Source organism: Citrobacter sp. MNAZ 1397 (assembly GCF_023613995.1).
Lineage (GTDB): Bacteria > Pseudomonadota > Gammaproteobacteria > Enterobacterales > Enterobacteriaceae > Phytobacter > Phytobacter ursingii.
This window is the reverse complement of the sequence record NZ_JAKIVH010000001.1, coordinates 403,745-429,456: the sequence shown is the minus strand read 5'-3', so window position 1 is coordinate 429,456 and position 25,712 is coordinate 403,745. Positions and strand designations below refer to the sequence as shown.

At 53.0% G+C, this 25,712-nt stretch carries 18 protein-coding genes, 1 tRNA gene and 1 pseudogene; 8 read left to right on the top strand and 12 right to left on the bottom strand.

The window, feature by feature from the left end:
* The first annotated feature begins 5 nt into the window (after window positions 1–5).
* Window positions 6–290 carry a 50S ribosomal protein L25 gene (gene rplY, locus L2097_RS01810; protein WP_047369497.1) on the top strand — a complete coding sequence of 95 codons (285 nt, stop codon included), beginning with the start codon at window positions 6–8 and terminating at the stop codon, window positions 288–290.
* An 80-nt stretch (window positions 291–370) separates the two neighbouring features.
* On the opposite strand, the pseudogene L2097_RS25730 reads toward rplY, so the two are convergent.
* Window positions 371–493: pseudogene (locus tag L2097_RS25730) on the bottom strand (hypothetical protein); the annotation flags it as partial.
* A gap of 63 nt (window positions 494–556) precedes the next feature.
* Entirely contained in the window at window positions 557–1,561 is a 1,005-nt protein-coding gene (gene yejK, locus L2097_RS01805; RefSeq protein ID WP_039079938.1) for a nucleoid-associated protein YejK, read from the bottom strand.
* Window positions 1,562–1,693: 132 nt separating this feature from the next.
* On the opposite strand from yejK, the gene L2097_RS01800 reads away from it, so the two are divergent.
* The 4 genes from L2097_RS01800 (at window position 1,694) to iraP (ending at window position 4,529) form a co-directional block, all read left to right on the top strand.
* Window positions 1,694–1,921, top strand: coding sequence for a YejL family protein (locus L2097_RS01800; protein ID WP_039079937.1), 228 nt, complete (start codon window positions 1,694–1,696; stop codon window positions 1,919–1,921).
* An 18-nt stretch (window positions 1,922–1,939) separates the two neighbouring features.
* Complete coding sequence (gene yejM, locus L2097_RS01795) at window positions 1,940–3,700, top strand: LPS biosynthesis-modulating metalloenzyme YejM (protein ID WP_047369496.1); 1,761 nt, start codon at window positions 1,940–1,942, stop codon at window positions 3,698–3,700.
* A 76-nt stretch (window positions 3,701–3,776) separates the two neighbouring features.
* A tRNA-Pro gene (locus tag L2097_RS01790) sits at window positions 3,777–3,853 on the top strand.
* Window positions 3,854–4,181: 328 nt separating this feature from the next.
* A complete protein-coding gene (gene iraP, locus L2097_RS01785) occupies window positions 4,182–4,529 on the top strand; it encodes an anti-adapter protein IraP (RefSeq protein WP_047369494.1) in 348 nt (115 codons plus the stop codon).
* A gap of 21 nt (window positions 4,530–4,550) precedes the next feature.
* Here the strand turns inward: iraP and L2097_RS01780 are convergent, their stop codons facing one another.
* Window positions 4,551–5,126 (bottom strand): hypothetical protein, encoded by a 576-nt coding sequence (locus L2097_RS01780; RefSeq protein WP_250352006.1) that lies wholly within the window; start codon window positions 5,124–5,126, stop codon window positions 4,551–4,553.
* Between the two features lie 204 nt (window positions 5,127–5,330).
* Window positions 5,331–6,989 carry a malate dehydrogenase (quinone) gene (mqo, locus tag L2097_RS01775; protein WP_250352005.1) on the bottom strand — a complete coding sequence of 553 codons (1,659 nt, stop codon included), beginning with the start codon at window positions 6,987–6,989 and terminating at the stop codon, window positions 5,331–5,333.
* Between the two features lie 278 nt (window positions 6,990–7,267).
* Between mqo and L2097_RS01770 the strand changes: the two genes are divergently transcribed.
* Window positions 7,268–8,503 carry a SulP family inorganic anion transporter gene (locus L2097_RS01770; RefSeq protein ID WP_047373214.1) on the top strand — a complete coding sequence of 412 codons (1,236 nt, stop codon included), beginning with the start codon at window positions 7,268–7,270 and terminating at the stop codon, window positions 8,501–8,503.
* Here the strand turns inward: L2097_RS01770 and mgtE are convergent.
* From mgtE to L2097_RS01740, 6 genes are all read right to left on the bottom strand, one after another.
* Window positions 8,466–9,902, bottom strand: coding sequence for a magnesium transporter (gene mgtE / locus L2097_RS01765; RefSeq protein ID WP_047369491.1), 1,437 nt, complete (start codon window positions 9,900–9,902; stop codon window positions 8,466–8,468). The two genes, L2097_RS01770 and mgtE, sit on opposite strands and share 38 nt — an antisense overlap.
* A gap of 155 nt (window positions 9,903–10,057) precedes the next feature.
* Entirely contained in the window at window positions 10,058–11,701 is a 1,644-nt protein-coding gene (locus L2097_RS01760) for a multidrug ABC transporter permease/ATP-binding protein (protein ID WP_250352004.1), read from the bottom strand.
* 73 nt (window positions 11,702–11,774) lie between these two features.
* Window positions 11,775–12,425: a DNA oxidative demethylase AlkB gene (gene alkB / locus L2097_RS01755; protein WP_250353112.1), complete on the bottom strand. Its 651-nt coding sequence runs from the start codon at window positions 12,423–12,425 to the stop codon at window positions 11,775–11,777.
* A complete protein-coding gene (gene ada / locus L2097_RS01750; RefSeq protein ID WP_250352003.1) occupies window positions 12,425–13,504 on the bottom strand; it encodes a bifunctional DNA-binding transcriptional regulator/O6-methylguanine-DNA methyltransferase Ada in 1,080 nt (359 codons plus the stop codon). Before ada ends, alkB begins: the two co-directional genes overlap by 1 nt.
* Window positions 13,505–13,576: 72 nt before the next feature.
* Window positions 13,577–14,620 carry an FAD:protein FMN transferase ApbE gene (gene apbE / locus L2097_RS01745; RefSeq protein WP_250352002.1) on the bottom strand — a complete coding sequence of 348 codons (1,044 nt, stop codon included), beginning with the start codon at window positions 14,618–14,620 and terminating at the stop codon, window positions 13,577–13,579.
* 113 nt (window positions 14,621–14,733) lie between these two features.
* Complete coding sequence (locus tag L2097_RS01740; protein WP_250352001.1) at window positions 14,734–15,855, bottom strand: porin OmpC; 1,122 nt, start codon at window positions 15,853–15,855, stop codon at window positions 14,734–14,736.
* Window positions 15,856–16,699: 844 nt separating this feature from the next.
* Between L2097_RS01740 and rcsD the strand changes: the two genes are divergently transcribed.
* Both rcsD and rcsB read left to right on the top strand, forming a co-directional pair.
* A complete protein-coding gene (gene rcsD / locus L2097_RS01735; RefSeq protein ID WP_085005372.1) occupies window positions 16,700–19,369 on the top strand; it encodes a phosphotransferase RcsD in 2,670 nt (889 codons plus the stop codon).
* A 16-nt stretch (window positions 19,370–19,385) separates the two neighbouring features.
* Window positions 19,386–20,036, top strand: a complete 651-nt coding sequence (gene rcsB, locus L2097_RS01730; RefSeq protein WP_039079923.1) for a response regulator transcription factor RcsB — start codon at window positions 19,386–19,388, stop codon at window positions 20,034–20,036.
* Between the two features lie 34 nt (window positions 20,037–20,070).
* On the opposite strand, the gene rcsC is transcribed toward rcsB, so the two are convergent.
* Both rcsC and gyrA read right to left on the bottom strand, forming a co-directional pair.
* Window positions 20,071–22,917 carry a two-component system sensor histidine kinase RcsC gene (rcsC, locus tag L2097_RS01725; RefSeq protein WP_047369485.1) on the bottom strand — a complete coding sequence of 949 codons (2,847 nt, stop codon included), beginning with the start codon at window positions 22,915–22,917 and terminating at the stop codon, window positions 20,071–20,073.
* A 113-nt stretch (window positions 22,918–23,030) separates the two neighbouring features.
* Window positions 23,031–25,664, bottom strand: coding sequence for a DNA topoisomerase (ATP-hydrolyzing) subunit A (gene gyrA, locus L2097_RS01720; RefSeq protein WP_250352000.1), 2,634 nt, complete (start codon window positions 25,662–25,664; stop codon window positions 23,031–23,033).
* Window positions 25,665–25,712: the final 48 nt, after the last annotated feature.

Sequence of the window (25,712 nt, the reverse complement as noted above, 5' to 3'; positions counted from 1 at the left end):
TTTAAATGTTTACTATCAACGCAGAAGTACGTAAAGAGCAGGGTAAGGGTGCGAGCCGCCGCCTGCGCGCAGCTAACAAATTCCCGGCTATCGTTTACGGTGGGAATGAAGCTCCGGTTGCTATCGAACTGGACCACGACCAGCTGTGGAACATCCAGTCTAAAGCTGAATTCTACGATGAAGTTCAGACTCTGGTTATCGAAGGCAAAGAAGTAAAAGTGAAAGTTCAGGCTGTACAGCGTCACGCTTACAAACCGAAACTGTCTCACATCGACTTCGTTCGCGCGTAATCGCTGACAAGTTGAGAAAAACCCCGCTATGCGGGGTTTTTTTATATCTCATCAAACTCGATTAACGGTCTACCTGTTCGCGGCAAAATGCGTATCGGGATGATTTGCCCCTCACTCAAGGCATCAAATACCTTTTCGGTGCTCATCAGATCCGTACCTTGCCAGGTCTGGTCATCAAACTGAAAGTCGAACCAGACCTTGAGGCCCGTCGCAGCAATGCAGCATCGACAGGGAATTTCTGGCGTATTCCTTTACGCACAGTGCACTCAGTTGCCACCGGTTCTGCGCTGCAATTGATCGCGCAGATTCGGCGGCGTGCCCTTAATGGTCAATGTATCCGTCGCCGGATCCCAAAAAATACGCTCACCCAACAGTAAGGCATCGAAGTTAATGGTTAACCCACCACCGCTACCTGCATATTTGGTTAACTGGCGCAGCGTGCTGCGATCCGCCGGGAAACTCTCTTCAAGCTCATAGCCCTGCCCGGCGGTAAACTCTTCAAAACTGACTTCGCTTACGCCCGCCAGCTCTTTCGACAGTGACGCCAGTTCAATCTCTTCGCCTGCCTGCAACTGTTCATTACAGTAGGTATAGACCTGCTGGCGAACATCCTGACGTTCTGATTTATCGAGCTGCGCCTGCGCGGTAAAGTCATCCACTGCCTGCAACAGGCCGCGGTTCTGCGCTTTGGCGTTTAGCCCTTCGGTTGCACCGAGGAAATCCATGAAAAAGTCAGAAACCTTGCGTCCAACGCGCCCTCTGAGGAAGGTCAAATAACGCGTCGATTCCGGGTTGGTTTCCCACTCGGTTAAATCCACACGCGCCACGATATCCGCATGGTTGATGTCGAGATAATGCGTCGCGCTGATGTCCAGTTGCTCATTAACGCGCATACTGCTTAAATTATTCAGCACAGCGACCAGCAGGTATTCCACCGCCAGATAACGATAGTGGCAGAACAGCACAATGCCGCCGTCCGCAAAGGGATATTTTGCCAGTTCATCACGTAAGCGCCCCGTTGCCGCACGGCTGAACGCGAGAAAATCTTCCTCGCCCTGACGCTGAAGGCGTAATGCCTGCGCCAGTTCGCTGTCGTCGTTAAACAGGCCGTAGGCTTTACTTTTCGCGCTGTAAACCCGGTGTAACTCGGCGACCATCTCCTCAACGGGAGCGGTCGGTTCCAGCAAAGATTCGCGCAACACCAGTTCAAGGTTTTGCTCATCGCGCTTGATAAGCTGGTGCAGGGCAATCTGGTTGATGTCCAGACTCATGATAAACTCTCCTTTTAGACCGGGCGGTATTCAACCACCACGCAAGCAACTGTGCAACTGCTGATAAAAAAGCAGAAAAAAAGCTCTTGCTACGGTAATATGTTGCCCTTTATGAATAACTGATTTCGATTTATGCCACAAATTTCCCGCTACAGTGATGAACACGTTGAACAACTGCTAAGTGAGCTGGCCAACGTGCTGGAAAAACACAAGTCTCCGACCGACCTTTCCCTGATGGTTCTGGGGAACATGGTGACGAACTTGATCAATACCAGCATCGCCCCTGCTCAACGCCAGGCCATCGCAAAATCTTTCGCCCAGGCACTGCAGTCGTCCGTTAATGACGATAAAGCGCATTAAGGTAAACAGCGACAAGTTATGGTGACTCATCGTCAGCCCTACCGTGAAAAAGTCTCCCAGATGGTAAGCTGGGGGCACTGGTTCGCCCTGTTCAATATTTTATTGTCCATTGTGGTCGGTAGCCGCTATCTGTTTGTCGCCGACTGGCCGACAACGCTTGCCGGGCGGATATACTCTTACCTGAGCGTGGTCGGTCATTTCAGCTTTCTGGTGTTCGCCACCTACCTGCTGATTTTATTTCCCCTCACCTTTGTGGTGATGTCCCAGCGCCTGATGCGGTTCCTGTCCGTTATTCTGGCGACCATGGGCATGACGCTGTTACTTATCGATAGCGAAGTTTTTACCCGTTTTCACCTGCATCTCAATCCCATCGTCTGGGAACTGGTGATCAACCCCGACCAGAATGAGACGGCGCGTGACTGGCAACTAATGTTTATCGGCGTGCCGGTTATCCTGCTCGTTGAGATGTTGTTCGCCACCTGGAGCTGGCAAAAACTTCGCAGTCTGACCCGGCGGCGGCGCTATGCAAAGCCAGTGGCAGGGTTCTTTTTCGTTGCCTTTATTGCCACCCACGTTATGTATATCTGGGCGGATGCTAACTTCTATCGCCCTATTACCATGCAGCGGGCGAATCTACCTCTCTCCTATCCGATGACGGCCCGCCGTTTCCTGGAGAAACACGGCCTGCTGGATGCTCAGGATTATCAGCGTCGCCTGATTGAACAGGGCAGCCCGGAAGCCGTTTCGGTACAGTATCCATTAAGCGATCTGCGCTATCTGGATATGGGACCCGGGCAAAATGTTCTGCTGATCACGGTTGATGGCCTGAATTACTCAGGTTACGAAAAACAGATGCCAGCGCTGACCGCGTTTGCCGAACAGAACGTGACCTTTACGCAGCATATGAGTTCGGGCAACAGTGCGGACAGCGGCTATTTTGGCCTGTTTTATGGTATTTCACCGAGCTACATGGATGGTGTGCTGTCAGCACGTGTGCCTGCAGCGCTGATCTCTGCGCTCAATCAGCAGGGTTATCAGCTAGGTTTATTCTCTTCCAACGGGTTTAGCAGCGCGTTGTATCGTCAGGCGTTACTTTCTGATTTCTCGCTGCCTGCGGCAAAAACACAAACGGACGCGCAGACTGCCGATCAATGGATTGACTGGCTGGGTCATTATGCTCAGGACGATAACCGCTGGTTCTCCTGGGTAGCGTTAAACGGCACCACGCTCCCGGACGGTAATCAGCAGAGTTTTGCCCGTCGTTACAGTCGCGCCGTTGCCGATGTTGATACGCAGATTAACCGTTTACTGGATGCGCTGCGCGAGTCTGGCAAGCTGGATGATACGGTGGTGATCATTACCGCGGGTCATGGCATGCCTGCTGATAAGCCGGCCACTGACTTTGCGTGGTCGCGCGATAATCTCCATGTACCTCTGGTGATTCATTGGCCGGGCACACCTGCACAGCGCATTAACAAGCTGACCGACCACAAAGATGTAATGACGACGCTGATGCAGCGCCTGTTGCATGTCAGTACGCCAGCAAACGAGTATTCGCAGGGTCAGGATCTGTTTAACGCGACACGCCGACATACCTGGGTCACCGCAGCAAGCGGCGATGCACTGGCGATTACGACACCGCAGATGACACTGGTGCTCAATCAGAACGGCAGCTATCAGACCTGGAATCCACAGGGTGAAAAAATTCAGGATCAGAAACCGCAGTTGAGTTTGCTGTTGCAGGTCCTGACAGATGAAAAACGGTTTATCGCTAACTGATTGATTATTTATGAATCAGTTAGCGACCCGGTCACTTGCAATCAGCGGTGAAAAGGGTACTATTACCGCCACAAATCGGCACGTAGCGCAGCCTGGTAGCGCACTGTCATGGGGTGTCAGGGGTCGGAGGTTCAAATCCTCTCGTGCCGACCAAATATTTCACCGGTAAGTTTTTACGCGACCGGTTACCCCTTAAGAACCCGCATTCTCTCTGAGTCTGCGGGTTTTTTAATGCCTGCGATCCCCTCACGTCTTACCGTCCTCTCCCTTTGCAGACAAAAAACAATATCTATCGCGCTCACAGGCGATTGTTTGTCAGACCGCGTTTTCCCTTAATGCCTGATACAGATCTTTTCACATCTGTGTCCGGCTCAGCATTTTTCAACGCGTGAAATAACCTAAGCTCATTTAGGCTTTAGAAATGGCACGCTCATGTTTTGTGGGTGGGCAGGACTCATGCGGATCAGAGGCAGGGAATCACATGAAAAATGTCATTATTAGTATGATTGCAAAGATTTCCAGGATGGATGCGGAGGCAAAACAGCTGACGGCTCGCGTAGAGGCACAGTCACTGTTGCTCAGCGCCCTGGTACTCACGCTCGGGAAAAACGGCGGCGTTCGCGAAATCATTGAGAACGTTAAGAAAGCCATCAATACGGCGGTCGATGTCTCCGATACGCCGCTTAAATCCGATGCCGAAATGCTGCTCAGCGAATTTACCGATCTGCTTTCCGTTACCCAGTTGCTGGATGACGCTGAATCAGAAATCGATTTCGAAACACTGAACGACCTTTTATCGAATACTGACGATAGCCCCGAACAGAAATGATTACCGGAAGATCTGTCCCTGTCAGTTGCACGACTGAGGCATTAATTTGCCCGTATTTTCCCGCCAGCCATAACAGCTCGCTTTGAGCGCTGTTGGCTTTGGTTCATAAAGAACTAATAATCGCTCACCCGCTTCATTGATTTTCCAGCCGACGCTGGCTGCCGTCTTTTCTGCCAGTTGTACCGGCTGGTTTTTCGCATCCAGTCCATACAGTTCAACTTGCCCGGCGGCGGCACCGAATTGAAGCGTCACGGCCAAAAGAGCATTTCCTTGCCAGCGCCATTCAGACAGAGAGTACAGCGCAGGTGCCCAGGCATCCGGCCAGCTTGTTGACCATACCGGTGATGCAGCTCCTTTAGCCTGCTGATACAACGCAAGGTAGGAAGCGCGGGAATCTGCCTGCCCTTCCTGCCAGACGACCCAACGCAATGTTCCCTGTGGATCGGCATCCATGAGACTCAGATTGTGCACCGGTTCCGCCATGATGCGATTAATCACGTCAGGCGTTTTATTTTCCGATGCCTGCACTGCAGCGCTGGCGATAAAAGCCAGGGCGAAAATGCCCCCTGAAAATGGAAAACCGAATGTATTATTCACGGGATAACGAATCCTTGTGGCCTGCCTGATGGAAATTACGCGGATTATACCTTTTACTCTGGCGACCAGATTGTCAACACGCCAAAGCGCCAGCCATTTACGGCAAAAGTAGTGGGGATGATTTCAGGGGCAAAACGATTCTGTCATCGGTTTAAGCTGCTCAAACGCTAAGACAAAAAAACCTGCCGAAGCAGGTTTTTGCGATTACAGCGCGATATCTGCCGCGGGTTCATTCTCCGCAGGCACAACATGCGAGGGTTTTCGTACCGGCGGCGTGGCATCTGCCAACGGCGACTCGTCGCATTTCAGACCCAGCACGCGGCTGGTGTAATGCAACTCTTCATCCGACGCTTCAACGTTGCCATCAAGCTTCACGCCCAGGAACGGGATGATCTCTTTCAGTTTCGCCTGCCACTCAGGGGATGCAACTTTTTCCGGGAAAACTTTCTGCATCAGTTCCAGCATGATCGGCGCGGCGGTGGAAGCGCCCGGCGATGCGCCCAACAGCGCAGCAATGGTGCCCTCTTTGTCACTCACCACTTCGGTGCCCAGACGCAGCTCACCCAGCTTCTTCGCATTGCGTTTGATGATCTGTACGCGTTGCCCGGCCTGCCATAAACGCCAGTCCTCTTTTTTAGCCAGCGGATAGTACTCGCACAGGGCATCAAAGCGATCGTCGTCATTTTGTAGCACCTGATTCATCAGGTATTTCACCAGGCTGAAATTGGTCATCCCGACGCTTAACATGGGCAGGAAGTTAGAACTGTTGGTTGAGCGCAGCAGATCCCACAGCGAGCCATTTTTCAAAAAGCGCGTTGAGAAGGTGGCGAACGGCCCAAACAGCAGCACGCGTTTGCCATCAATAATACGGGTATCAATATGCGGTACAGACATGGGCGGCGCGCCCACGGTCGCCTGACCATACACCTTCGCCAGATGGCTGTTCACTACATCCGGGTTTTCGGACACCAGGAACTGACCGCCGACCGGGAAGCCCGCGTATTCCGCCGCTTCCGGGATACCGGATTCCTGCAACAGTTTCAGCGCGGCGCCACCGGCGCCAATAAAGATAAATTTGGCCTTGATGACCTGATCGACGCCGCTGTTTTTCAGGCTGGCGATGGTCACATTCCAGGTGCTATCTGCATTGCGTTTGATGCTACGAACTTCGCTACCCAACTTGAGGGAGAAGTTGTCTTTGCGCTGTAAGGAATGAATCAGCTGACGGGTAATCTCGCCGAAATTTACATCGGTACCGATTTCCGTACGCGTCGCCGCCACTTTCTGCTGCGGGTCGCGCCCTTCCATGACCAGCGGCGCCCATGCGCGGATCTGCTCGTGGTTTTCCGTATAGCGCATGCCACGGAATAACGTACTTTGCTGCAACGCTTTGTAGCGAGCACGCAAGAAGTTAACGTTGTCATCGCCCCACACCAGACTCATGTGCGGAACGGTATTAATAAACGAGCGCGGTTCGCTCAGCACACCGGTTTCCACCTGATGCGCCCAGAACTGACGAGAGATACGAAACGCTTCGTTAATCTCAATCGCCTTTTTGATGCTGATTGATCCATCCTGGTTTTGCGGGGTGTAGTTCAGTTCCATCAATGCGGCGTGCCCCGTACCGGCATTGTTCCAGCCGTTGGAGCTCTCTTCCGCCAGCGCGTCCAGCCGTTCCACCATGGTGATCGACCAGTTGGGCTCCAGCTCCTGGAGGTAGGTTCCCAACGTGGCGCTCATGATCCCACCACCGATTAAAAGCACATCCGTTTCCTGCTCTTTCGATGCGTTAGCTTTTGCTGCCACAGAGACAGCATTAAGCCCGACAGCCATCGAAAACAGTCTGGCAGTCATTCTTTTCATAATGTTAATGCCTTACTTTTAGTGCTGCTTTATTAGCAGTTATCGCGGGTAACTTCGTTAGCGCATCTAACCTAGCACGGGGGAAAGAGGATTTAAATAATGTTTAAACATTAAATAGTCATTACATAAATGTTATTAATAAGTTTAATAATTGCATTAAAAATAACCATGTTTACTGGCAACTTTTGTTAAGAAACAGTAGTATTCTCCACTTTGTCAAAGACATGTCATGCCATCCATTTATTGATGCCTGCGTCCGTTCACCCCTGCAAAAAGTTATGACTGAAAAATTATTCTCCCCGACAGGTCGGGTCAGCAGCGTGCTGCGCTCCCCTCAACTGCTGACGCGTGAAGCGCTGGCAGGCGTTATTACCGCTCTGGCGTTGATTCCGGAAGTGATCTCCTTTTCGGTGATCGCGGGCGTCGATCCCAAAGTCAGCCTGCTGGCTTCCGTCGTGCTGTGTATCAGTATGTCGTTGCTGGGCGGGCGTCCGGCGATGGTAACCGCAGCGGCCGGCTCCGTAGCGCTGGTGATTGGCCCGATGGTGCACCAGCACGGCGTGGAATACATTTTGCCAGCCGTTGTGCTCGCAGGCGTCATACAAATTATCTTTGGCTTAACGCGAATGTCGCGTCTGATGCGCTTTGTGCCGCAAGCGGTGATGACAGGTTTTGTGAATGCGCTGGGTATTTTGATTTTCTTCGCCCAGGTACCCCATTTCTGGAGCCGTGAGCCGCTGATCCTTGCCCTCTTCGCCCTGACCTTGCTGATTGTCCTGTGGTGGCCGCGGTGGGTGAAAAGCGTGCCCGCACCGCTGGTCGCCATCGTGGTGCTGACAATATTTACCGTCTTCACCGGGCAGGCGCTGCCCACCGTCGGCGACGAAGGCCCGATGCAGGGGGGGCTGCCCGGTTTAACGGAATGGCGGGTGCCGTTTAACCTCACCACGCTCGGCATCATCTGGCCCTGCGCACTCAGTATTGCTTTTGTTGGCCTGCTGGAATCGTTGCTGACCGCACGGCTGGTGGATGATTTAACCCACACGCCATCCGGCAAAAGCCGGGAAAGCGCCGGGTTGGGTATCGCTAATATTCTTGCGGGTTTTTACGGCGGTATCGCCGGTTGCGCAATGATTGGACAGACCATCGTCAACGTGGAAATGGGCAAAGGCCGCAGTCGTGTGTCCACCATCGTGGCGGGGCTGGTGTTATTACTACTGGTGACGGCACTGAGCGAGGTGATGGCGGAAATTCCGATGGTGGTACTGGCAGGCATCATGACTATTGTCGCCTGCAAAACCTTTAGCTGGCACAGTTTGCAACCAACGACGCTACAGCGTGCGCCGATTGCCGAAACGCTGGTGATGCTGGTGACCGTTGCGGCCACCATCAGTACCGGAAATCTGGCGATGGGCGTGCTGGCAGGTATGATTGCGATGGCTATTCTTCCTGCTCGTCTGCATAAGGCGCGTGGCGCTACAGCAGAAAAATCGTTGCCAGCCCAAGAAAAATAAAAAATCCCCCGGTGTCGGTAATCGCCGTGATCATCACGCTTGAACCGACCGCCGGGTCACGCCCGAAGCGCACCATCGTCATCGGAATCAGTACGCCCATCAATGCCGCCATCAGCAAGTTGAGCACCATCGCCAGCGTCATCACCCCACCCAGCGCGGCATCATCATAGAGTAGCCAGGTCACAGCCCCCATGATTCCTCCCCATACCAGACCGTTTACCAACGCCACACCCATTTCACGCAAGACCAGAAAACGAAAGTTACCCGGCTGAATGGTCTGCAACGCCAGGGCGCGAACAATCATGGTGATGGTCTGATTACCGGTATTTCCACCAATACCGGCAACGATAGGCATCAACGCGGCCAGTGCGACCAGTTGTGAAATGGTGTGTTCAAAACCGTCAATCACTCGTGAAGCAATAAATGCCGTGCAGAGGTTAATCGCCAGCCACGCCCAGCGATTTTTCACCGCACGAGTGACCGGCGCAAACACATCCTCTTCGGTACTCAGGCCCCCCATCTGACGCAAATCGTTGTCAGTCTCTTCGTAGACCACATCCACAATGTCATCGATGGTAAGGCGACCGAGTAATTTGCCGTCGGTATCGGTAACCGCAGCGCTAATTAAGTCATCGCGTTCAAAGGTGTGCGCTGCGTCTTCCGCATGTTCATCAGGCGAAAAGGTGACCGGATCGTCATTCATCACCTCGCCAACCCGGCAGGCGCCGCCTTTCAGTAAGATGGTTTGCAGCGCCAGCTCGCCAAGCAGGATGCCGTCACGTCCGGTGACGAAGAGTTTGTCGGTATTTTCCGGCATTTTGCCGAGTCTGCGTAAATAGCGCTGTACGGTGGCCAGCGTCAAATTCGGCCGCACGGTGATCACTTCAAACTCCATGATCGCCGCAACGCAGTCTTTGCCGTAGCGCATCACCTGGCGTACCCTGGCGCGATCGGTTGCCGGTAGGGTTGCCAGCAAACGTCCGGTCAGGTTTCGCGGCAGATGCTGCACCAGCCAGATTTGGTCGTCGATATCCAGCGTTTGCAGTGCATCCAGCAGTGCCTTATCGCTCATGCCGTCAATCAGGTCTTGCCAGACGTTTTCCGACGCTTCCAGCAAGACTTTGCCGCGTTTGTCATCTTCTACCAGCCGCCACAGCGCAAGACGCCCGTCTATCGGCAACCCTTCGAGGGTATCGGCTAAATCCGGCGCCGGTAAATGCGCCACCAACGCGTTGACTTCGGCTATGTCATTGTTGAGCTTATCGGCGTCAAACTGTTCCGCCAGGGTCAGCTCGCCAAGCAACGTTGCGGTAAGTGATTTTTCGGTGGTAAGGAGCCAGATTAAACGCGCGCGTTCCTGATCGCGTAATCGGCTACTGCTTTTTTTACTGACAGCCATTGGACATTCCCTGCGTAGTAACTCACTTTTCCGAGATAAAGGCGTACAGGTAAGCATAGCGGCAGGTGGTGTAAATATTAATACGCCGCGCGTACAGATGGGTAAATAGAGGCAGGTTATGGATTTTCCGGGCGTTTTCCCCCGGAAAGTCACCATTATGCGGTACGGGCAACCGCATCACGGGAGGCGAGTTCACGCTCCTCCCCGGTCAGTTCGCTCAATTGACCGTTACGCATTTCCAGTAAACGATCGGCATGGGTAAAGTAATGATCATCATGACTGATGGCGAAAATGGTTTTCCCCATTGCCTGCATCAGCGGTAACAGCACCTGGTAGAACTCGCGACGAAAGTGCGGATCCTGGTCGGCAGCCCACTCATCAAGCAGCAAAATATCACGCTCTTCTGCAAGTGCCAGCAGCAGTGCCACGCGCTTTTTCTGCCCTTTCGACAGTTTCAGATTGAGGATTTTACCGTCTTTGAGCTCCAGCTTATGCGCCATTTTCAGCTGTTGCAGCCATTTGTCCACCAGCGTCGGGTCCGCCTGTTGGCCATCAGCCCCCAGCAGTTGATCGAATAACCAGACATCGGTAAAGACGGCAGAAAACAGCTTGCGGTAATCCTCCGGTTTCTCCTTCGACAGCGGTTTACCGTCCAGCAGGATTTCACCAGAAACGGGTTCATACAGTCCGGTTAAGAGCATCGCCAGCGTCGATTTACCGCTGCCATTACCGCCAATAAGGAAGACCAGTTCACCTCGCTTGAGGGTGAGGTTTATCGGCCCCACGGAAAAAGTATTGTCTTGATAGGTAAACGTGACATCGCGCAGTTCCAGTGTTTCCCAGTTCGGGTAAATCTGTGGGCGCGGGAACTCAGCCTGATACGGCGCCAGCGAGAACTGCTTAAGTTTGTTAAACGCTACCTGCGCGCTCAACAGTGTCGGCAGTGCGCCGATAGCGGAGAGCAGAGGTGTGCGCAGGAACAAGAGTGTCAATGAGTAGGTCGCCGCGACGTTGGTATCCGCCCAACCCAGACTGTTTGCCATCCAGAACACAAGGCCAATCGCCCCCAGCATCATGATATTTGACCAGTTCACCGCGCTCAGGTGGAAAGTGTCGGCACGGATAATGTGATGACGATAGTCGCGGGCATCTGGCTGATACAGGTTGTTATAGATATGTCCGGCACGCTCGCGATTGAGCGTCAGTTCTTTGCGCCCTTCCAGTATGGTCTGAAAGTCGTTATACAGCTTGTCTTCGGTTTCACGCAGCGTCGCCATGTGTTTATAGACACGGGAAACCAGAATAAACCCGCCCCAGATAGTCAGTGCCATCCACAGCGCGGTGATCACCAGCATTTTACCGGACAACCAGGCCAGATAAGCCGATGAGCCGATCGTCAGGATAATCCCCTGCACCAGTTCCGGCAGACGCACAAAGGCGATGGTGATATTACGCACATCACTGGTCAGCCCGGCCAGCAACGAGGCGCTGCCAAGCTGTTCGATACGTTCAACAGGAGTGTCGAGTATGCGCTTGATAAACTCGCCGCGCAGACGATAGACAAAATGGTGACCAAGCGTGGTCAATGCCAGTTGGGAGCCCAGCGTCACCGCCATCAGCAACAGCAGTAAACCGAGGAACGCCGGCAACACGGCCAGCGACATATCCACCGTTTCAATCAGGCGGAGGTTAATAAAGGCAATAAGCCCAATGCCCAGCGCGGCGCTAAGCAACGTTAGCGCAATAACGGCAATAAAGGGCCAGCGGTACTGCCGCCAGACCAGCAGAAGAAGTTCCATCACAAAACCCGGTCAACCAAAACAGCCCGCAGTTTAAACGGCTGATTGTTAACATCAAGAATAATTCTTATTTTTATTCAATCTTTCTGGCCTGACGAAAAGTGAGGTTAAAACGACACGCCCCGGTCGCCGGATGATGCCCCGGCTTAAGCGGTAAAACGCCATGATAGAAAAGTCGGGACGCCCCGCCCCACACCACCACGTCGCCGTGTTCAAGCATTAAACGTTGTAGAGGATCATTGCGTTTAAGGCCGCCAAACTGAAATACCGCCGGTAAGCCAAGCGAGACAGAGACGATGGGCGCGCGTAAATCCAGTTCGTCTTTATCCTGATGCAGCGAGAGCTTTGCGCCAGGTACATAGCGGTTAATCAGGCAAGCATCCGGTCTGAAATCCGCATAGTCCGCGGCTACCGCCGCGTCATGGCACAATGCGGCGAAAGCGTCAGGGATTGCAGGCCAGGGATTGCCCGTTTGCGGATCAATCCCGGAATAGAGATACCCTCGGGCGTCGGTCGTCCAGCCCACTTCGCCGCAGTTGGTCATCGCCACCGACATGGTATAACCGCCAGGCGTCACCATATGGCGCAGCGGCGAGATCTGCGTAACCGCCTCTATGCCCGCCAGTAAAGCCTGCGTTTTTGCCAGCGCGAAACGCCGCAAAACCACCGCGCCGGGGGCGAGAGGTTCTTGCCAGGGTTCTTCATCAGCAAACAAATCAAGCATCATACCTCCTTCGATTCTGATTCCTGACGCAGAAGGCGGGCTTTACGCGTCGCCCCCCAACGATAACCGGACAACCCGCCGTCAGCCCGCACCACCCGATGGCAGGGCACCACAATCGCCAGCTTGTTCGCCGCACAGGCGCGGGCGACGGCACGCACCGCCCCCGGCTTACCAATGGTCTTCGCCAGTGACTGATAACTGACGGTTTCACCTGCCGGGATGGCGCGCAGGGCATTCCAGACCTGGAGCTGAAATGCCGTACCGCGCAAATCAAGAGGGAGCGTAAAAGGTGAAGCCGGATTATCGATACGCCGCACGACCTCCCCGACGAGTTCCACAAACTGTTCATCTGCCTGCTCGCGCCGGGCACCGGGGAAGATACTCCGCAATTCATCAAGCAGTGCGTCATCGTTATCAGCCAACAAAATGGCGCAGATCCCACGTTCACTTTGCGCCACCAGACAATGGCCCAAAGCACAACGGCTCAGGGCATAGCGAACATTGGTGTCGTCACCCCCACGCCGGTACTGACTCGCCGTCATTCCCAGCGCGGCATCTGCCTGCCGATAGTAGCTGCTGTTATCGGGAAAGCCTGCCGCCAGTACCGCATCGGTGATCGTGGCGCTTTCATTGAGCGCGTTGCGCAGGCGCTGCGCACGAAAAGCAAGTTGCCAGGCTTTCGGCGTCATGCCGGTTACGGACTTAAACAAACGATGGAAATGCCAGGGGCTCACGGCGACGGCATCAGCCAGAGTTTCCAGCGTCACATTCCCCTCCTGTTCCAGCAAGCGACAGGCCTTTTCCACTTTGGCGATACGTTGCTGCTGCGGATCCGCCCTTTCAGGCTGGCAGCGTTTGCAGGGGCGAAACCCGGCCGCCTGCGCGGTGTCGGCATCCGGGTAAAAGCCAACATTCTCGCGCAGGGGACGGCGTGAACGGCAGGAGGGACGGCAAAAAATACCAGTGGTTCGCACCGCAAAGACAAAATGCCCGTCGTGGCTGGCATCACGTGCGCAAACGGCCTGCCAGCATTGGTCATCGGTCAATGATTGTCGATATAACGTCGTGGATGTGTTCATCTCAGGCTCCTCTTTCAAGCATAGCCTCACTGTGCACAATAGCCCGGACGAAAAAACCCGCATTCTTGCTGTCTAATTTTTCTCGCTGACGAGGAACGCCGAAAACTGCGGCGACACCCAGGTGGTGAATTTGTCGCCTTCGCGCATGATCATATAAACCGCCAGCCCCTCTTTGCGCACGACCTCCTGCGCTTTCGCCGTACCCAGCACCATCAAACCGGTATCCCAGGCATCGGCTTCCAGCGCAGTGGGGGCAATGACTGTCACCGACACAAGATTATGATCGATGGGGCGGCCGGTTTGCGGGTCAATCACGTGGGAGATGCGTTTACCATCCAGCTCATAGTAGTTGCGATAGCTCCCGGAAGTACTGATGCCGTGTCCGTTAATATCCACCACCGCCTGCACGGCGTTTTCTTGATCGGTGGGTTTTTGTATCGCCACGCGCCAGGGATGCCCCTGCCCGTTCATACCACGGCTCACCAGCGCGCCCCCCACCGACACCAGATAGCGTGAAATCCCTTCATGCTCCATCAGACGTGCAAGGTGATCGGCGGCATACCCTTCGCCAACGGTGGAGAGATCGACGAAAAGATCCGGCAGATCTTTTTGCAGGTACTGCTGATGCGCCTCGTTGATGACCTTAAGATGTTGTAAGCCGGTACGCGCTTTGGCCGCATCGATTTGCGCCTGATCCGGCACTTTGTTCGGCTGCTTGTCCGGTCCAAAGCCCCATAAATTGACCAGCGGCCCAACGGTGATATCCATTGCCCCCTGCGTATGCGCTCCAACGCGCAATGCGATGGTGACGATATCTGCCATATCAGCACTCACCGGCCACGGTGCCAGACTGGCGGAATGGTTAAAGCGCATCAGCGCCGAATCGGGTTTCCAGGTTGATAACGCTTGATCGTCAGCATCAAGCTGCGCCTGGATTTTCTGCGTCAGGCTGTTCGCTTTCTCAGGACTTAACGCGATGGCGCTCACGCGCCAGAAGGTGCCCATCGTTTTGCCTTCAAGCACAGTGGGCTGTTCCGCCTGCGAGGCAGGGTTATCGCATCCGTTTAATAATGCGAGCGCAAGCAGCAGGCCTGCGCGCAGAAATGTCGTCGCCATCGTCTTTTCCCTATCCGTTTTGCGCCGCAAGAGTACACCAAATTTACCGGTGATGAGATGGATTTAAGCCATAAAAAAAGGGGCCGGATGGCCCCTTTGTCGAGAATTGCTGCTTAGAACTGGTAAACCAGGCCCAGGGCAACAATGTTGTCGGTGCTGATACCAGCCTGACGAGTGAAGGTGTTGTCATCCAGCAGGTTGATTTTGTAATCAACATAGGTGGACATGTTTTTGTTGAAGTAGTAAGTCGCGCCAACATCAACATATTTCAGCAGATCCTGGTCGCCGAAATCAGTGGTGCCGTTGGTAACATCTTTACCTTTGGATTGCAGGTAAGCAACGGACGGACGCAGACCGAAGTCGAACTGGTACTGCGCAACCACTTCGAAGTTTTGCGCTTTGTTAGCAAAGCCATAAACGGTGCTGTTGCTCTGAGAGTTACCGAAACGGGTTGCATTGTAGGTCTGGGTGTACTGCGCCGCCAGGTAGATGTTGTTGGCGTCATATTTCAGACCACCGCTATACACGTCTGCATTGTCACCGCTGCCATAAACGCCAGCCGCATTCTGGTCAGCAGTACGTTTAGAGGTAGACATTGCAGCGCCTGCGCTAAAGCCAGCGCCCAGATCATAGGTCAGAGATGCGCCGAAGCCGTCGCCGTTCTGTTTCAGAGTGCTACGACCGGTAGTGTTTTCACCGCCGATGCTGCCGTTTTTACCCTGATACTGCAGAGCAAAGTTCAGGCCATCAACCAGACCGAAGAAGTCAGTGTTACGGTAAGTTGCAACGCCGTTAGCACGGGATTGCATGAAGTTGTCAGCGCCGTAGGTATCGCCACCAAACTCAGGCAGGACGTCAGTCCAGGACGTTACGTCATAGATCACGCCGTAGTTACGACCATAGTCGAAAGAACCCGCATCGCCGACACGCAGACCCGCAAAGGCCAGACGAGTCCATGCCTGATCGCTTGCGCCTTCAGTGCTGTTTGCCTGAACGTTGTATTCCCACTGGCCGTAACCAGTGATCTGGTCGTTTACCTGGGTTTCACCTTTGAAGCCGAAACGAACGTAAGTCTGATCGCCATCAGCACCTTTGTCATCGGAGAAATAATGCAGACCGTCGACTTTACCGTACAAATCTAATTTGTTGCCGTTTTTATTATAAACTTCCGCTGCATTCGCTGCGCCCGCTACCAGCAGTGCTGGTACCAGGAGGGACAGTACTTTAACTTTCATGTTATTAACCCTCGGTTATATGCATTTTTATAGCCACCGCTCACTGATTAATCCTATTAATCAGCCTGCAAGTTCATTCTCCTTAAAAATACAGAATAATCCAATAAGAATATGATACGAAAACTTTGAAGATGTTTCATATTGCATTATAGATGTTTCAATTTGTAAATATCGGGGAACTTTTTTTAGCACAAATAGCTAAAGAATAAAGCACAAATAATCAAAATATAATTTAAGAACCAATAAAAACAATAAGTTACATGATTTACATGTTTTTAGCACTGATTGCAAAACCAATAAATTAATTCGGCACTAATATAATCCTCGCTATCATCATTAACTTTATTTATTACCGTCATTCGATTCTGAATGTCTGTTTACCCCTATTAGGACCGAATGCCTGGCATTCGGTTTTTTTTTACCTTTCTTTACGTAAAAGCATTTATTGCGTGCTAATCACAAAAAATCCTTAATGACTATTAAGTAAACAATATCCGTGCCAAAAAAGTCACAAAGAGATAATCCAATTCTTATTTTCTTGTTAATTCGTGCGATTTTTATCAGCGAAGCGGTAAATATTTGTACAGAAACGCATTAATTGTACATTTTTTAGCGTCTGGCTTATGCGCGTTTTTTTTCGTTCCTCATCAGGACATTTGCGCGAACGAGAGTCTGGAAATTCATTCATTACCCGATATACTGCCTGCTGTACACAGCTCTGCAACATCACACCGACAAGACCGCCGTCATTACTGGCAGGTTCTTACGGCATGGCAGCAACAGAGTCTCAGCGCAGACGCTGAGCCGTCTTCTGCAGTGTTGTCATTACGGGTTACACACACGAATGAGTCAATCGGACACCATGACCCCAGGAAAATTTTCGCTGATGCCGGGCAACCTTACCCGTTTCTTTCTTCTATTGATCATTGTCCTGCTGGTTACGATGGGCGTGATGATACAAAGCGCCGTTAATGCCTGGCTAAAAGATAAGAGCTATCAGGTTGTCGATATCACTCACGCAATGCACAAGCGCATTGATACCTGGCGCTACGCGACCTGGCAAATTTATGACAACATCGCGGCAGCGACCTCGGGAAACGCCAGTGATGGTTTACAGGAAACCCGTCTTAAGCAGGACGTTTACTATCTGGAAAAGCCTCGACGCAAAACGGAAGCGCTGATCTTCGGCTCCCATGACAGCTCGACGCTGGAAATGACGCAGCGAATCTCCACGTATCTGGATACCCTCTGGGGCGCGGAGACCGTTCCCTGGTCGATGTATTACCTGAATGGTCAGGACAACAGCATGATCCTGATCTCGACACTGCCACTCAAAGATCTCTCCTCCGGATTTAAAGAGTCCACTATAGGCAGTATTGTCGATTCACGCCGCGCGGAAATGTTGCAGCAGGCTAACGCGCTGGACGAACGCGAGAGCTTCTCCGCCCTGCGTCGCCTTGCCTGGCAGAATGGTCATTATTTCACCCTGCGCACCACCTTTAACCAGCCCGGTCATCTGGCAACGGTTGTCGCATTCGATTTGCCGATTAATGATTTGATCCCGCCAGGCATGTCGCTGGACAGCTTCCGTCTCGATACGGATAACGCGCAAAATAATCTGCGCTCCACCGATAAAGAGAGCGCAGACAGCGTGACCATCAATTTCAATAGTTCGAAAATCGAAATTGCCTCTTCGCTCAACTCCACCGGCTTGCGTCTGGTCTGGCAGGTGCCGTTTGGCACGCTGCTGCTGGAGACCTTGCAGAATATTCTGTTACCGCTGTTGTTGAATATTGGTCTGCTGGCGCTGGCGCTGTTTGGCTATACCACGTTCCGCCATCAGCCGGGCCGTCAGAGCGACGGGCTGGCCCCCACGGGGAACAGTAATGAGCTGCGCATCATGCGCGCGTTTAACGAAGAGATCGTTTCTCTGCTGCCGTTAGGCTTGCTGGTACATGATCAGGAAGCCAACCGCACGGTGTTGAGTAATAAAATCGCCGATCATTTGCTACCGCACCTCAACTTGCAAAATATCACCGCCATGGCCGATCAGCACCAGGGGGTGATTCAGGCCACTATCAATAACGAATTATATGAAATTCGCCAGTTCCGCAGTCAGGTGGCCTCACGCACGCAAATCTTCATCATCCGCGATCAGGATCGAGAAGTGCTGGTGAATAAAAAGCTCAAACAGGCGCAGCGCCTGTACGAGAAAAACCAGCAAGGTCGCGCAGCGTTCATGCAAAACATTGCCGACGCGCTCAAGCACCCCGTCAAAGCCCTGGCAGGAGAGGCCGCAGCCCTGGGTGACAAAGAGGGGAACCAGCTTGCCGATCATGCCGAAACACTGGCGAGACTGGTGGACGAGATTCAGCTGGCGAATATGCTGGAAAATGACAGCTGGAAAGGACAATCCACGCTGTTTTCCATTCAGGATCTGATTGATGAAGTAGTACCGCAGGTACTGCCTGTTATTAAACGTAAAGGACTACAGCTCCTGATCAACAACCACCTGCATGCTAAAGAGGAGCGTCACGGCGATCGCGATGCCCTGCTTCGCATTTTATTGCTGTTGATCCAGTACGCGGTGACGACGACACAGATTGGCAAAATCACCCTTGAGGTGAGTATGGACGAATCAGCGGAAGATCGCCTGACCTTCCGCATTCTGGACACCGGCAATGGCGTAAGCAACAGCGAGATAGATAACCTGCACTTCCCGTTCCTTAATTCCACTCAGAGCGATCAGTATGGTAAAGCCAATGCCCTCACCTTCTGGCTGTGCGATCAGCTGGCAAGAAAACTCGGTGGCCATTTAAATATCAAAGCGCGGGAAGAACTGGGCACTCGTTATTCGCTACATGTGAAAATGGCGGTGCGCGCTCAGCATGAGGAAGCCGAGGAGAAATTGCTGGACGACGTGGTCGCCATGATTGATATCACCTCCAGCGAAATCCGTAATATCGTGGTTCGACAGCTCGAAAACTGGGGGGCAAGCTGTATCTCGCCGGATGAAAGACTATTAAGTCAAGAGTATGACCTGTTTTTAACAGATAATCCGTCTAATCTTACATCCTCGGGCTTGCTTTTAAGCGATGATGAGGTCGGCGTGCGGAAAATTGGCCCCGGACAATTGCGCGTCAACTTTAATATGAGTAATGCAATGCAGGAAGCCATATTGCAACTTATAGAAGAGCAACTGGCACAGGAAGACGTTATGGAGTCGCCTTTGGGGGGCGATGAAAATGCCGAGCTCCATGCCAGCGGTTATTATGCGCTGTTTGTCGACACAGTACCGGATGATGTTAAGAGGTTGTATACTGAATCGGCGACAAGCGATTTCGCTGCACTGGCTCAGACAGCACACCGCCTGAAAGGGGTGTTTGCCATGCTTAATCTGGTTCCTGGTAAGCAGTTATGTGAAACGCTGGAGCATTTAATTCGTGAGAAGGATGTTCCAGGCATAGAAAATTACATCAGCGACATTGACGCTTACGTCAAGAGCTTGCTGTAGCAAGGTAGCCCAATACATGAACAATATGAACGTAATTATTGCCGATGACCATCCGATTGTACTGTTCGGTATTCGTAAATCACTTGAACAAATCGAATGGGTTAATGTAGTCGGTGAATTCGAAGACTCCACAGCACTTATCAATAATCTGCCGAAACTTGAGGCCAATGTTCTTATCACCGATCTGTCAATGCCCGGCGATAAATACGGTGATGGCATCACGCTGATTAAATACATCAAACGCCATTTCCCTAACCTGTCGATCATTGTTCTGACAATGAACAACAACCCGGCTATCCTGAGCGCCGTGCTGGATCTGGACATTGAAGGGATAGTGCTAAAACAGGGTGCGCCAACCGACCTGCCGAAAGCGCTGGCGGCATTACAGAAAGGGAAGAAATTTACCCCGGAAAGTGTTTCCCGCCTGCTGGAAAAAATCAGCGCTGGCGGCTATGGCGACAAGCGTCTGTCCCCGAAAGAAAGCGAAGTATTGCGTCTGTTTGCCGAAGGTTTCCTGGTCACCGAAATCGCCAAGAAACTGAACCGCAGTATCAAAACGATCAGTAGCCAGAAGAAATCAGCCATGATGAAACTGGGTGTTGATAACGATATCGCCCTGCTGAATTACCTCTCCTCAGTCACCCTGACCCAGACCGAGAAAGAGTAATCTCGACTACCCCGGCTCCCGCCGGGGTTTGTTTTTATCGCCGCGCTTTTCTTACTCGCGCGCTATAAAGCGCCAGCGTCTGTTTCAGCACATCCAGCGTGACCGGCTTCGACAGGCAGCTATCCATCCCCGATTCAAGACAACGCTGCTTCTCTTCCGCCAGCGCATTCGCCGTCACGCCGATAACCGGCAGGGTCATCCCCAACTCGCGGATACGTTGCGTCAGGCGATAACCGTCCATATTCGGCATGTTAACGTCGCTCAGCACAATATCGATAGCATTCTTACTCAGGACATTCAGGGCATCTACGCCGTCATTAGCTGTTTTGCACTGATACCCCAGCGAGCCAAGCTGATCCGCCAGCAGACGGCGGTTAATGGGGTGATCGTCAACCACCAGAATCATCATGTCGTCATTTCGCGCCTCGGCTGCGCCCGGCGGCGGCAGCGCGGCAGTGACTTCCGGCACCACCACCTCAACACGGTGAATACGCCCAAGGATCGCAATCAGGTCATGCGGCGATGCCACACTGACCAGCCATTCATTTGGCGCGCGCTCCAGCGGAATACCTATATGGCGACGGCAGAACAGGACGGCGGCACGCCCGCTCCAGGAGGTCGGCAACTCATCGTCTGTAATAAAGGTGTCGTTTGCTCCCAACGGGCGGCCATCATAGCGCTGGGTCTGAATACCGTTATGCGCCAGCAAGGTTTCCAGATAACTGTTAAGAAACGCATTGCGTACCGCCAGCCAGCAACAGGTATTCGCCAGCCCATCAACATCCGCAGGCGCAAGCTCAACGGCGTCATACAGCGGAATACGAATAGTAAACTGGCTACCCATACCCGGCTCGGTATCGACGCTAATATCGCCGTCCATCATGTTGATCAGTTTTTCGCAAATTGCCAGCCCCAGCCCGGTCCCCTGGAAGTTACGTTGCACCCCGGTGCCGACCTGGAAGAAGGGGTCAAACAGCCGCACCACTTCTTTGCCCGGGATCCCTACGCCGGTATCGCGCACGCGAATACTCAGATAGTGCTCATCCCGACGGACATGGAGAATAATGCAGCCTATATCGGTGAATTTGATCGCGTTACTCAGCAGGTTGGAGATGACCTGTTGCAGACGCATCGGATCGCCGTTCAGCGTGGCGGGCACATCCGGCTCGATAAAACAGTACAGGCCGAGCTGCTTGCGTACCACCAGCGGTGCATAGTTGGCCGCAATGTGGCTCATGACTTCACGTGGGGAAAACTCACGCGGCTCAATTTTGAGTTGTTCAGATTCGATTTTCGAGAAATCGAGAATATCGCTAATGATTTTCAACAGCAGACTGGACGAGTTATTCATCGCCGTTACCAGGCGGTCAACGCCCTTCGGCAACTCTTTGGTCTGCAACAGATCGAGGTTACCAATAATGCCATACAGCGGCGTGCGCAGCTCGTGGCTGACGGTGGCCAGGAACATCGATTTTGACTGGCTTGCCTGCTCCGCCGCCTGCGCCATCTCCTGTAACGACTCTTCCATTTTGACGCGCGCAGAGACATCCACCAGTACGCAAATGGCCACGTTTTCATTGCGATAGCGGGAGTGGACGAAGCTTATTTGCAAATTGGTATTGTTGCTGGTCAGGACATCCACAAAGTTCACCTGCTGTCCGCAGATAATCTGCGTTAGACGCTGGCGGTCTTCATGGGTAAGCATATTCAGGTAGTTATGCGCCAGTTCATTACTCAGAATGTTGGTGCCATCCTGAGTACGTAAAATGCAGATGCCCACGGGCGCCGAGGCGACGATTTTACGGTTAAACTGCTCGTGTTCTTCCAGACGCTGGGCGTCTGTTTCCGCCGGAATAAAAATTCGCCGCTCATACATGCGTGCCAGGGTAAACAGGGCAACCCCCACAAGGATGTTAAGCAACACCGCATTGAGGATCAGCATACGAATACGCTCAAGTACCATATCCACCGGCACCGAGTAGACAATACTTAGCGGCGAAGGCGGCAGGCTCTTTTTGAGGATAAGATCATGAAAGCCTGAGGTGTAGCCAAACCAGGATCGCAGTTGCAGCCAGCGCGGGTCCACCTCGATACGATTTTCCGCACCCGTCAGAGAAATCAGCGCATGCCCACTTTCATCAATAATGGTCACGCCCATCGGCAGGCTGCCCGGTGTGAAGAAATTCTCCATCCGAATGGATTGTTCCGTCCCCAGCAGCGCCTGCAGACGATTACCCAGATAAACTGGCGTCAACGCATAAAAATAGCCCACCCCCGGACGTGGCCCCTGACTCATCCAGTAGAGATTGTTGCCGCGCTCATCCTGCGGCGCGTTGCGGTATTTTAGAATGCGCTCATGCAGACTTTTAAGTGTATCGTCGCGTTCGACCGGCACATCACGCAGGCCAAAATCCGCCACACAGAGATTTTCGCTACCAATCAGAAATACGCGGTTCAGGTCGTACGCCGCCGAGAAGTTATCCCGCCAGTAGCGCATGAACCACGCCAGGGACTCCAGAGAACCACGCCAGGCGGTGCCCATTTTCGAGCAGTCGGAATCGGGAAATAGCGGCTGAAAATCGGGCACATCGGTTTTCGCATCCAGCCCACGAGAAGCAAGAATTCCGTTTTCTGCCGTCAGACGGTTTTCCGCGATGTATTTCAGCTCTTTCATGACATCAGAGGTACGCTGAATATACCGCTGCGCCTGATCGGCGCTGAGGTTGAACTCCTGGCGTATTTCCGACTCTTTATCACGCAGCGCGTTGACGATGTAGAACACCGAAAAGAGAGCAATTAGTAGCCAAAGCACCAGAGCCAGTGCGCGGAAAAGATAGCGCGAGACTTTCAGAGTGCTACGAAAAGAGACGAGGTATTTCAACCTGGGGAAACTCCGCCATGAGGGTGTAAAAGTGACTGAGGTTAAAGTAGCGGTAAAATGCCGGTGCCGCAATGGCAAAGAGAAAGGGCCGGAAAACCGGCCCTCAGCACAGATTACTCGTCGGCGTCGTCGTCAGCGGCACCATCGTCAACTTCCGGAGCGATTTCATCATCTCCTTCCGCGACGCTGCCATCAATGGAATCGAGTTCTTCGTCATCCACCGGCTCGGCCACACGCTGCAGACCGACCACGTTTTCGTCCTCAGCGGTACGGATCAGAATCACGCCCTGGGTGTTACGCCCTACCACGCTGATTTCCGACACGCGTGTACGCACCAGCGTACCTGCATCAGTGATCATCATGATCTGGTCGGTATCAGTTACCTGTACCGCCCCCACCACGGAACCGTTACGTTCGGTCACCTTGATGGAAATAACGCCCTGCGTACCACGTGATTTGGTTGGGTACTCGGTTTCAGCCGTACGTTTGCCGTAGCCATTCTGCGTCACGGTGAGGATTGCCCCTTCGCCACGTGGAATGATCAGCGAAACGACTTTGTCCTCGCCTGCCAGCTTGATACCGCGAACGCCTGTTGCGGTACGTCCCATCGCGCGAACGGCGTCTTCTTTGAAGCGCACCACTTTACCGGCGGCAGAGAACAGCATGACTTCGTCCTGCCCAGAGGTCAGATCGACGCCAATCAGTTCGTCGCCTTCATTGAGGTTAACCGCAATGATCCCGGCAGAGCGCGGACGGCTGAATTCGGTCAGCGCGGTTTTCTTCACGGTACCGCTGGCGGTCGCCATAAAGACACTCACGCCCTCTTCGTATTCGCGAACCGGCAGAATGGCGGTGATGCGTTCATTCGGCTCCAGCGGCAGAAGGTTGACGATCGGACGACCACGCGCCCCACGGCTTGCTTCCGGCAACTGATACACTTTCATCCAGTACAGACGACCACGGCTGGAGAAGCAGAGGATCGTGTCGTGGGTGTTGGCCACCAGCAGACGATCGATAAAGTCTTCTTCTTTAATCCGCGCCGCAGACTTGCCTTTACCGCCACGACGTTGTGCTTCGTAGTCAGTAAGCGGCTGGTATTTCACATAGCCCTGATGCGACAGCGTGACCACAACATCTTCTTCGTTGATCAGATCTTCGATGTTGATGTCGGCGGTGTTGGCCGTAATCTCAGTACGACGCTCGTCACCGAACTGATCGCGAATTAACTCCAGCTCTTCGCGGATCACTTCCATCAGACGATCGGCGCTGCCAAGAATATGCAGCAGTTCAGCGATCTGCTCCAGCAGCTCTTTGTACTCGTCGAGCAGTTTTTCATGCTCAAGGCCCGTCAGTTTCTGCAGACGCAGATCCAGAATTGCCAGTGCCTGCTGTTCGGTCAGGTAGTATTTACCGTCACGAATCCCGAACTCCGGCTCCAGCCATTCAGGGCGCGCGGCGTTATCGCCCGCACGTTCCAGCATGGCGGAAACATTGCCCAAATCCCACGGCTGCGCGATCAGACCGGCTTTCGCTTCCGCCGGGGTCGGCGCACGACGAATCAGTTCGATAATCGGATCGATATTCGCCAGCGCCACGGCCAGCGCTTCAAGGATATGCGCACGGTCGCGCGCTTTACGCAGTTCGAAAATAGTACGACGCGTCACCACTTCGCGGCGGTGACGCACGAACGCGGACAGAATATCTTTCAGGTTCATGATCTTCGGCTGACCATGGTGCAGCGCTACCATGTTGATGCCGAAGGAAACCTGCAGTTGGGTCTGGGAGTACAGGTTATTCAGAACCACCTCACCCACCGCGTCACGTTTGATTTCAATCACGATGCGCATCCCGTCTTTATCAGACTCGTCACGCAGCGCGCTGATACCTTCAACGCGTTTGTCTTTTACCAGCTCGGCAATTTTCTCGATCAGGCGCGCTTTGTTCACCTGATATGGAATTTCATGCACGATAATGGTTTCACGACCCGTTTTCGCGTCAGCTTCCACTTCGGCGCGGGCGCGAATATAAATTTTGCCACGTCCGGTACGGTACGCTTCTTCAATACCACGACGGCCATTAATAATGGCGGCGGTCGGGAAGTCCGGCCCTGGAATATGTTCCATCAGCCCTTCAACGCTGATGTCTTCATCCTCGATATAGGCCAGGCAACCGTTAATCACTTCCGTCAGGTTATGCGGAGGAATATTGGTCGCCATCCCGACGGCAATACCGGAAGACCCGTTCACCAGCAGGTTCGGGATCTTGGTCGGCATTACATCAGGGATTTTTTCCGTACCGTCGTAGTTGTCGACGTAATCAACGGTCTCTTTTTCCAGATCGGCCATCAGCTCATGGGCAATTTTCGCCAGACGGATTTCCGTATAACGCATTGCCGCCGCGGAGTCGCCGTCAATAGAACCGAAGTTACCCTGACCATCAACCAGCATGTAGCGCAGTGAAAATGGCTGAGCCATACGCACTATGGTGTCATACACCGCGGAATCACCATGGGGATGGTATTTACCGATTACGTCACCAACGACACGGGCAGATTTTTTGTAGGCTTTGTTCCAGTCATTGCCCAAGACGTTCATGGCGTAAAGTACGCGACGGTGAACCGGCTTTAGACCATCGCGGACATCTGGCAGCGCACGGCCAACAATGACCGACATAGCATAATCCAGATAAGAACTTTTCAGCTCTTCCTCGATGTTGACCGGTGTAATTTCTCTCGCAAGGTCGCTCATCTAACCGCTATCCCTCTACTGTATCCCGGATTCAAAGGTCGTAAATTA

Coding starts and splice junctions, on each gene's coding strand:
- rplY (WP_047369497.1), top strand. CDS start 6: ATGTTTACTATCAACGCAGAAGTACGTAAAGAGCAGGGTAAGGGTGCG.
- yejK (WP_039079938.1), bottom strand. CDS start 1,561: ATGAGTCTGGACATCAACCAGATTGCCCTGCACCAGCTTATCAAGCGC.
- L2097_RS01800 (WP_039079937.1), top strand. CDS start 1,694: ATGCCACAAATTTCCCGCTACAGTGATGAACACGTTGAACAACTGCTA.
- yejM (WP_047369496.1), top strand. CDS start 1,940: ATGGTGACTCATCGTCAGCCCTACCGTGAAAAAGTCTCCCAGATGGTA.
- iraP (WP_047369494.1), top strand. CDS start 4,182: ATGAAAAATGTCATTATTAGTATGATTGCAAAGATTTCCAGGATGGAT.
- mqo (WP_250352005.1), bottom strand. CDS start 6,989: ATGAAAAGAATGACTGCCAGACTGTTTTCGATGGCTGTCGGGCTTAAT.
- L2097_RS01770 (WP_047373214.1), top strand. CDS start 7,268: ATGACTGAAAAATTATTCTCCCCGACAGGTCGGGTCAGCAGCGTGCTG.
- mgtE (WP_047369491.1), bottom strand. CDS start 9,902: ATGGCTGTCAGTAAAAAAAGCAGTAGCCGATTACGCGATCAGGAACGC.
- L2097_RS01760 (WP_250352004.1), bottom strand. CDS start 11,701: ATGGAACTTCTTCTGCTGGTCTGGCGGCAGTACCGCTGGCCCTTTATT.
- alkB (WP_250353112.1), bottom strand. CDS start 12,425: ATGCTTGATTTGTTTGCTGATGAAGAACCCTGGCAAGAACCTCTCGCC.
- ada (WP_250352003.1), bottom strand. CDS start 13,504: ATGAACACATCCACGACGTTATATCGACAATCATTGACCGATGACCAA.
- apbE (WP_250352002.1), bottom strand. CDS start 14,620: ATGGCGACGACATTTCTGCGCGCAGGCCTGCTGCTTGCGCTCGCATTA.
- L2097_RS01740 (WP_250352001.1), bottom strand. CDS start 15,855: ATGAAAGTTAAAGTACTGTCCCTCCTGGTACCAGCACTGCTGGTAGCG.
- rcsD (WP_085005372.1), top strand. CDS start 16,700: ATGAGTCAATCGGACACCATGACCCCAGGAAAATTTTCGCTGATGCCG.
- rcsB (WP_039079923.1), top strand. CDS start 19,386: ATGAACAATATGAACGTAATTATTGCCGATGACCATCCGATTGTACTG.
- gyrA (WP_250352000.1), bottom strand. CDS start 25,664: ATGAGCGACCTTGCGAGAGAAATTACACCGGTCAACATCGAGGAAGAG.